We start from the raw sequence: 8,615 nt of genomic DNA, 5'->3' as shown, positions 1-8,615 counted from the left end.
CGCCGTTGCCGTTGGCCGTGCCGTTGCCACCGTTGTTCGTGGCACCGTTGCCGTTGGCCGTGCCGTTGCCACCGTTGTTCGTGGCACCGTTGCCGTTGGCCGTGCCGTTGCCACCGTTGTTCGTGGCGCCGTTGCCGTTGGCCGTGCCGTTGCCACCGTTGTTCGTGGCGCCGTTGCCGTTGGCCGTGCCGTTGCCACCGTTGTTCGTGGCACCGTTGCCGTTGGCCGTGCCGTTGCCACCGTTGTTCGTGGCGCCGTTGCCGTTGGCCGTGCCGTTGCCACCGTTGTTCGTGGCGCCGTTGCCGTTGGCCGTGCCGTTGCCACCGTTGTTCGTGGCACCGTTGCCGTTGGCCGTGCCGTTGGCACCGTGGTTCGTGGCGCCATCACCATTGGCGGCAAGTACTTCCGCTACAAGTTCCGCAATTGGCCCCATGCATTCGGGTAGAACGGCTGCAGATCCGTTAACACTTACAAACCCTTCCCTGCTAAAACAGTTCGGTTGCGCAGCACCAGCCGCTTGCACCGACATTCCAGTCAATGCGATTGTGAGCGCACCATTGACGACAGCCTGACGTACAATCGGCACGGAACCACGACCATTCCCCTTTGCCCGTTCGTGCGCAACAACAAATTTGTTACGAACAGGATTCCAAATTAATTTATATATTTTATTCATTATCTCAAACCAATTAAATTTTGAAGACTAGATCGAGGCGATCAATGTGATACGCACAAACAAAACAATAATCGCATCAACTACAATATATCTTCCATTCCATGATGTTATGGCAGCTCCCCGATACAATCGCCAGAACATTATGGTAGAAAAGAACGCCTCAGTACGATGAGCAAATATGAAAAATGCCACCTACTCGTGAAAATTTTACTGAATTATCAGCAATAAAATTATTCTAGCCGTCTGATGCAGAGTGAAAATTAACCAAGATGTTTGGCTAAATATTTGAAATTAAGCATGACATGATAGGCAGCACAAAAATTAACCATATTATTAATCTCTCATATTCTCTCTAAAAACAATAACCGTCAATTCAACAAATTTCACAATCTAGATAGGCGCCGTCCGAGAGCAATGGTGCACTGGAGCCACTTTCCAGTTCGTCGCGGCTTTGTTGCGTAAATCAGTCGTGAGGACGAAGTGGTGCCTTTGTTTACGATCTCAGACAATACGGACGGACTGAGGGCGGGTGAGCTCGGCCATGCGGTTGAGCACGCCCACTCGAACGGCAACTTCGGTCGTCTGGGTATCGGTACGACATGCCCACGGGCACGGTCCAGTGGGCGTCGTGAGCCGGTACATCGCGTTCTCGGTCAGCGAACGACGGTGGTAACCGCTTTGCAGTGAACCGCGCCTTCGCGCGGCGGAATCGAGGGTATCGATGCACTCGTCGTCCGGGATTTGTTCAAGCAATTTGGGCAGCACTTCACCATCCGCGACATACTGGTGCGTCATGAGTAATGCTCGCAACTGCCCGGTGTTCGCGACGAGTGCGAGATGGACCTTGTGCCACGTGCGACGCTTCGAGTAGCAATGCTGACGAACTTTCCATTCCCCTTCGCCGTAAAACTTTGCGCCCGCGCTGTCGACGACCAAGTGCGGCGGTTCGCTTCCGTGGCTATCCCAAGGCGGTGCGAACAGACCACGCGAGCCGCGCGCTTGACCAGTGGGCGTATGCGTACGGCGGCGCTCTGAAGTTGATTCAGGCGGGCAAGCCAACGCAGAATGCGTACATCGAATCGTTCAATGGCAAGTTCCGCGAAGAATGCCCTAACGAGCACTGGTTCACGACGCTCGCACACGCTCGGGCAGTCATCGCGGCATGGCGTCAGGACTACAACGAGCAAAGACCGCACAGCGCACTGAACTACCTTGTGCCGTCAGAGTTTGCGGCGAAGCGCCGGGCAACCGCGAATACTCATGCCGCTTTCCAGGAGTTGGCTTAGAGACGGGTTCATAAAGGCTGTTCGGCGCGCCGGAGGATATTCCAGCAGATCAGGCAGCAACCGAGTTTGAGGAACGCGACGTGAATGTCAGCACGGCGCTCGAAACGAATACGGAGACGACGAAAGTGATGCAGCCAGGCATGCGTGCGTTCGACGACCCAGCGATATTTGCCAAGGCCGCTGCCGTGTTCGGTACGGCGCTTGGCGATCACCGGCTCGATACCGCGATCGCGCAACGCGCGTCGATGTCGCTCGGAGTCGTAACCGCGATCCGCGTAGACCACACGCGGCCGCTGCAATGGGTGGCCACGCAATCCGCGGATCGACGGAATCGCGTCGATCAGCGGCAGCAATTGCGTGACGTCGTTGACGTTCACGCCGGTCAGGATCGTGGCGAGCGGCGTGCCGTTGGCGTCGCGGACGATGTGGTGCTTGGAACCGGGTCGCGCGCGTTCGGTAGGGTTTCGCCCAGTTTTTTGGCCTGCCCCAACGGGGCGAATCGATGATGAATCGACAGCGGCTCGAGAGAAGTCGATCTGGTCTGCTGCTCGCAGCTTCGCGAGCAGCAGCTCGTGCAAGCGGTCCCACACGCCGGCAACCTGCCAGTCGCGTAGCCGTCGCCAACACGTCACGCCCGAGCCGCAACCCATCTCGGCAGGCAGATCGCGCCAGCGCAGTCCGGTCTTGAGAACGAACAAGATGCCGGTCAGCGCGCCGCGGTCGAAACCGGTAGGCGGCCCGGGTTCTTCTTGCGCCGTGGCTTGGATGGCGGCAGTAACGGCTCGCCGCGAAAGTTAACAGCCCCAAGGGGCCATTTTGAAACCGTCTCTTAAAGGGACGTTGCTAGAAGCCCATTGGCCCTATTGATGGGGGCAGGCCAGCACAGCCCTGCGGGGAATTGTAAACTTTTTTCACGCGGCGTTTTGAGAACGGACTTGCTTGTAGAGTTGAATAGACGAGACGAGGTGGCAAACGCTCTGGTCGGCAGCAGGCTCAACACTGGCGACATGCTAGTGGTCGTGTCGGGCGGTGATTTAACCTCGGGGATCACCCCGGCGTGCAGTTTAGTTTGGCGCCACTGAGTGGCACCGAGGGCCCCCCACTCTCACTACATCATCAAGCGTGTCGCTAAAAATTAAGGTAGTCGGATCAATGTAGTGCAGTCGCAGCGCCTAACGGAGGACTGGTGGCGCTTACTCGCTCCCGAGTATTCGTTATCCAGCCATCCCATGAAGGCAAATTGTAATTCTCAAATCGAATGGGGAACAACAAGTGAGCTCGCCGCAACAGGAACGAATTCAAGTACTCAAACATGCTCTCGATGACGAAGTGCATGGGCTCTGGATTAGCGATGAAATGGCGATTAACATTCTTTCTTGCCTGGATGCTATCGGGTACGCCAAAACAGAGAGCAAGCCCAATGATGGCAAGTCCGACAAGCCCCGAGTTCCCCGCATCCCAATTAAATAGTATTCCCATGTCTGCCGTAGATGGTGTTGTTGCATAAAACATGTCACGTCGCGGTGACGTTTACGCGAACGATCGGGGTAAGGTCTCTATTGGCAATTCCGATTCCTGCTTAGATTCTGGATTTTGCCGACAATGTGCGCAGGAATAGGGGAAGGACGCACGAGCCGAAGGCGCTCTAAAGCGTTAAAAACTGGGCGGCGTACAATGCCGGACTGATCAACCGAGGTAAGGTCCCGGTTTAGATCGACGAAACCGCTCTTGGGAGGATACGGGACGTCGAACCGACGCGTGTTCGTGCGTGGTTATACATCGGCTGATTCAAGCCTTGCTATGCCTAATGACCTTGTTGTGCCTGCCTGATGTACAACTGCCGGTCGTTTGCGAAGGCTATCGGATTGATTTGATGGTTGACAGCACGAGTGTGAACGTATCCGGAGAAGGCGAATGGAAAGTCCGTCAGCTTTGCTATTCGAAGCGCCGTAGGTAGTGGCCAGGTGAATTTCGCGATCGACGCGAATATCAGTCAGGTATGGGCCGGGTGATGAAAAATCAAGATATTGCCGGCGGTAATGCGGGGCGGAATTGGTCCATCAGATTCCGACCGACGAACTGCTTGATACCGTGCGCCGGCGATGGTGAAGTTGCCGACACCAAGCCGTGGCATGTCGCGATCGCGGCAGTTGGCACCACAGCAGTATCTCGCGACGCTGCGGCGCTGTTCACTGGGACGCGACCGTGCCTGGTACCGCATGGAGCAACGAAGTGGTCAATACGATCGCCAAACTTGGTCGCCGCGAATGGAAGAAGGGTTGCTGCTATCACCGTCATTCGCCCACCGAGAGTGCGATGTATCGGTTCAAGACGCTCACGGCCCCTTGCTTGTGGGCTCGCCGCGCCAACTCGCAGGCGCTTGAGGTCGCGTCCGCGTGCGCGTGCTCAACCGCATGAATGAGTTCGCTCGCCCACAGTCCGCCTGCATCGTCTGAGATTATCAAACAACGCGCCACCTCGTCCTTATGCACGATTTATGCAACAACGCCGCCTGAGGACGGTTCTCAAGAGCCCAAAAAACATATAGGTAATGCTGCGTATGCCAAAGTCAAATTTCCAAGACTGGGTCGCGCTTCGCCCACATTCGAGGTCGACGGCGCCGATTAATTGATATTAGATATCACACTTCATTAATAATATAAAAACAGTGTGAAACTAAAACCAAAAATAGAGTAAAAAAATGCGGCTTTTTGGCTGCGGCTAAAAGCGTAGCTTGCGATCGAGAGATTCTATGTCAATTAACTTTGACGATGTGAAAATCCCTCGAGAAAAATATTCTACGATTACAGGCGAATCAATTGTTTAATTGTGATATCCATAACAATCTATGTGCCTAGAATTGCTGCGCACTCGTAGAAGACGGTCGAGTTTGACGTAAGTATCGAACGAGCTCCTGCTAAACTTATTCTGCATCCGCCGGAGACGCGCGAGCGAACCGGTTTGACAGCCCACGGCGGTTGTATCCATTCATTATGCAGTAGTCACTGCTCTGACCATCTGGAGGCCCAAAACACCACCAATGCTTGATTGAGGAGTTGTCCACGCATTGATTGTTTCCGTTGGCCGAAGTTATTAACCTATGCAGTTATGTGCTCACGTTTATCATGTGTTCCTGATATAGATTGATCTTTATAACTAATCCATCCATAAAACATGGAAAGACTATTTTTTAGGACTGTGATTCGCAACCTTAATTGTCGTTGGCATTATGGGCTGCCTGCGACGGCCCTCCTTTGGATAAATCGGCGGCGATTAGATGGCAACAGAAGCGGATATTCTATTTTTTTTAAATTGACGATAATTATTGTGATTTTTATTTGTCAGACGGTTGTCGCGCGGACCGTAGCGATGAGTCCGTTCGCAGAAGCAGCGACGCAGAGTCCTCCCAATCAGACGACGCCAGTTTTCGAGGCATTCCATGGAACTTCACTGCAAAAACTTGCTATCATGGCTATGAATCCAACCTCAAAAGATTTTATTGGAGTGCTGGCCTCGACAAAAAGAATCAGGTCGAGATTATTTATCTTTGTATTGGTCAATACGCTTGAAGGTACTGGTATTTGGCAAAATCGATACGGAATATTCATGATTGTCGGAAAGAATTCGGTTCAACCCGTCTGGGAGGGCAGTGAAGAGGAAATATATTCACCTTACGGGGAAGATCAAATGATCTATAAATTCAGGGCAAGTTTATGTATTTTTGGGGACAAAATTGTTTACGTTCCGATTCCGCTTACAAAAGTAAAGCGACCGGGGAATGAGTTTATCGAAACTATCCCGAATGGTGGCATCTACGAATGGTCTGAGAAACGGAAGAGATTTGTGTTCCTACGTGCGACTAGCAATGATGAAAAAAATAGCTGCGACCATATTCCGTTAAAAAAGCTAATAATGGAATAGGCTCGATGCTTGCTTAAGAGTCGCTAAACACAACCCGGATATGAGGCTGCAAACTTCATATCCTCGCGGCATGGCAAGACGCAAAATCAGTAACGAGTTATGGGGGGCGCTGGAATCACTGATTGCCATGTTCACGCAATCTTTCAAGGCTGGACGGCGGCGCAGATCGATGACCGAATAGCCCCTGAACGGCATCCTGTATGTTACGCAACTCGGTATTCCGTGGCGAACCTCCCGCGGGATGCAGGCTTCGGCAGTGGCATGACGTGCTGGCGACGTCTACGGTATTTACGCCGGCCGAATATTGTGCGATGGGGATGCGGCTATTTTCTTCGACTGATTTGCGTCGCTAACCCGAGGCTTTCACGGTACTCGATGGGCCTGAGATAGCCACGTCCGGCCTTGCCGAGCACTCCGGACAAAAAATCGTTCTCCAGCGTCAGTTGGCCGATCTTCCCGTTCAGAGCCTTCAGGTCTAGGCGGCTCGCTCGACGGCGTGTCGACCGCCCCAAAAACGTCGGTCGCACGCTCCTGCAACTGCCGCTTCCATTCCGTGATCTGGTTCGGATGCACATCAAACTGCTGCGCCAGTTCGGCCGGCGTCCGCTCGCCCTTGACGGCTGACAGCGCCACCTTCGCTTTGAACGCCGCTCAGCGTGTGGGTCGGGTTCTCTTCGTCGTTTCCTCGGTTCCTTTACCAACGTTATCGCAAGCTCAGGCCCCGGCCGCTCCACTTATCCGACCGTCCGAATTTGCGCGGCCACCTCTCTCACTCTGCGGCTGCGGGTTTTGCAACGCATCTGATGCGTGATGGTTGATGCTTGATGTGGTCGTGATATAATGATCGTAAGCGATGTTTAATGCTCATAAGGAGAGCAACATGCGTACCACGATCGATATCGACGACGATGTCCTAGCATTTGCACGGGCGCGCGCAAAGCCTGGCACGAGTATCGGGAAGGTCATTTCCAATCTGGCCCGTGCTGCACTGCAGCGGACGCCGACGAACCAGTCGAGCCGGAACGGCTTGCCGCTGATGCCGGTGTCCGCAACCGCTCGTCCTGTCACCCTCGACATCGTGAATCAACTTCGCGACGACACGCTTTGATGACATACTTACTCGACGTCAACATACTCATTGCGTTGCTCGACCCTGCACATGTTCAGCATGAGCCAGCGCATGCGTGGTTTGCTCAGGTAGGCCATTCCGCGTGGGCCACTTGCCCACTTACCGAGAACGGCGTGCTTAGAATTATCGGCAATCCGAAATATCCAAACACGATGGGCTCGCCGGCATCTGTTGCGCCCCTTGTTGAGCAGCTGCGTTCCCACGCTGGGCACACCTTCTGGTCGGACGATGCGAGCCTGCTTGACGGAAAACATGTTGATGCCGCTCGTTTGCTGTCATCAGCCCAATTGACTGACACTTACCTCCTAGCACTCGCTCGCGTTCACGGCGGCAAGTTGGCGACCTTCGATCGGCGCCTAGTTGTCGATGCCGTGCCAAATGGCGCCAAGCATCTTGAACTGATTTCTTGATCCTCGTTCGAGAGTCGGGTACCGAGGCAGCGACGCTTGAACTGGTTTCGTTCAAACTTCCCGCCTCGCGACCCTGCCTCGTTTCACGTACAGCAACTCATGCGGCGATCAAGCTGGCCTCGTAGTCGACGAGGGCAAGGAAGCCGATCGAGGTGTGTAGGCGTCGCCGATTGTAATAGCCCTCCATCCAATCGACGATATCCAGGCGTTCGCACGCGTTTCGTAGTGAGTCTGTTAGATTATTTGTAAGCGTAGAGCGGATACCGTGTTGACAGCGTGAGTTTCCGGTTTCCCCAACGATTGGAAGCCATGCGTAGCAGCGTGGCATTGGCAGCACGCAGATCGAACAGTTCGGAGTCGAGGCCGGGGCCGACCCAGTTTCGGTAATGGTCAGCCTCTTCGCTATTCGGATCGTTGGATAGCATGCTCACGAACGCGTCTTAGCCAGGCGGGCCGCCCACATCTTCTGGCAGACACGCGCGAGCACCATCGATGACCTGGGCCGCGCCCCACGGGTCGCTCTCACCGGTTTCCACTTTCTCAACGACGATGGCGTGATCCCACCCGTCCCCGCAGTCATACCGATAGAGGAAGCGCGAGCCAGGTTGCAGGACCTTCTGTAGTCCAACCTTGCGGTCATCGGCGGTCGTGCGCGGATCAGCGAAGTCCAGCACGTCATCGACCTCGGACATGGCATAAGTCATAACATCGATCAGGAAGTCGTGCAGGTGGGTCTCCTCCCAACCGAACGCCGCTTGCAGGATATGGTGCAGCTTGCGCAGCGACTCGGTCGCTTCAACCTCGATCCTGCGCCAGATGGGCGCCTCCGATGTGTTGAAACTGCGCGTGCAGGGTAAAGCGCTGGAACGATTTCGCCATCTGATCCCCGAGTCAACGGGAAGCCAGCGGCATTATCGCCTTACGATGCCAGGGTGGTCATGTTCCACGGCAGTAGGTCTTCGACCCGGTTGCTCGGATGGTCCGCGATGCGCGTAAGTCCGGCGCGCAGATACGCCTCGGGATCGAGGCCGTTGAGCTTGGCCGTACCGATCAAACTGTCGGTTGCCGCCGCACGCTCGCCTGCGGATTTCGGTGATGGTGATCAGCCGTTTCGGCGAACGTGATCAGTTTGGAAGGTGGTGTTGCGCGGTCAATGGATTATAGCGAAGGTGATCACGATCAGGATGCGGAGG

Annotated in this window: 5 protein-coding genes and 7 pseudogenes; 6 read left to right on the top strand and 6 right to left on the bottom strand. The window is 54.6% G+C overall.

The window, feature by feature from the left end; genetic code table 11:
* Positions 1-676: ESPR domain-containing protein (locus tag AC0KUR_RS37445; protein WP_473377350.1), on the bottom strand; the 676-nt coding region annotated here is incomplete at its 3' end.
* 501 nt (positions 677-1,177) lie between these two features.
* Positions 1,178-1,624: pseudogene (locus AC0KUR_RS37440) on the bottom strand (transposase); the annotation flags it as partial.
* Between AC0KUR_RS37440 and AC0KUR_RS37435 the strand changes: the two are divergent.
* Positions 1,624-1,962: pseudogene (locus AC0KUR_RS37435) on the top strand (integrase core domain-containing protein); the annotation flags it as partial. The pseudogenes AC0KUR_RS37440 and AC0KUR_RS37435 sit on opposite strands and share 1 nt — an antisense overlap.
* A gap of 8 nt (positions 1,963-1,970) precedes the next feature.
* Here AC0KUR_RS37435 and AC0KUR_RS37430 read toward each other — a convergent pair.
* Positions 1,971-2,737 (bottom strand): IS5 family transposase gene (locus AC0KUR_RS37430; protein ID WP_473377351.1). Its coding sequence is split into 2 segments (ribosomal slippage): positions 1,971-2,683 and positions 2,683-2,737, totalling 768 coding nucleotides; the frame shifts between segments, so codons are not numbered across the junction.
* A gap of 829 nt (positions 2,738-3,566) precedes the next feature.
* Between AC0KUR_RS37430 and AC0KUR_RS37425 the strand changes: the two are divergent.
* The 3 genes and pseudogenes from AC0KUR_RS37425 to AC0KUR_RS37415 form a co-directional block, all read left to right on the top strand.
* Positions 3,567-4,418: pseudogene (locus AC0KUR_RS37425) on the top strand (transposase).
* Positions 4,419-5,331: 913 nt separating this feature from the next.
* Positions 5,332-5,883, top strand: a complete 552-nt coding sequence (locus AC0KUR_RS37420) for a hypothetical protein (protein ID WP_473377349.1) — start codon at positions 5,332-5,334, stop codon at positions 5,881-5,883.
* A 70-nt stretch (positions 5,884-5,953) separates the two neighbouring features.
* A pseudogene (locus AC0KUR_RS37415) lies at positions 5,954-6,168 on the top strand (transposase); the annotation flags it as partial.
* Between the two features lie 137 nt (positions 6,169-6,305).
* On the opposite strand, the pseudogene AC0KUR_RS37410 reads toward AC0KUR_RS37415, so the two are convergent.
* Positions 6,306-6,516, bottom strand: a pseudogene (locus AC0KUR_RS37410) (transposase); the annotation flags it as partial.
* Between the two features lie 247 nt (positions 6,517-6,763).
* Between AC0KUR_RS37410 and AC0KUR_RS37405 the strand changes: the two are divergent.
* The gene (locus AC0KUR_RS37405; protein WP_226159342.1) at positions 6,764-6,991 is read left to right on the top strand and encodes a CopG family transcriptional regulator; all 228 of its coding nucleotides are present in this window, start codon (positions 6,764-6,766) and stop codon (positions 6,989-6,991) included.
* Positions 6,991-7,422 carry a TA system VapC family ribonuclease toxin gene (locus AC0KUR_RS37400; RefSeq protein ID WP_226159343.1) on the top strand — a complete coding sequence of 144 codons (432 nt, stop codon included), beginning with the start codon at positions 6,991-6,993 and terminating at the stop codon, positions 7,420-7,422. The genes AC0KUR_RS37405 and AC0KUR_RS37400 overlap by 1 nt, the downstream gene beginning before the upstream one ends.
* A 239-nt stretch (positions 7,423-7,661) precedes the next feature.
* Here the strand turns inward: AC0KUR_RS37400 and AC0KUR_RS37395 are convergent.
* Positions 7,662-8,301, bottom strand: a pseudogene (locus AC0KUR_RS37395) (plasmid pRiA4b ORF-3 family protein).
* Between the two features lie 40 nt (positions 8,302-8,341).
* Positions 8,342-8,509 (bottom strand): annotated as a pseudogene (locus tag AC0KUR_RS37390) (transposase domain-containing protein); the annotation flags it as partial.
* Positions 8,510-8,615 lie beyond the last annotated feature (106 nt).

This window comes from Burkholderia sp. YHN3-13 (genome assembly GCF_055810675.1).
Note: the sequence above shows the minus strand (reverse complement) of the source record. Positions and strands in the feature narration are given on the sequence as shown.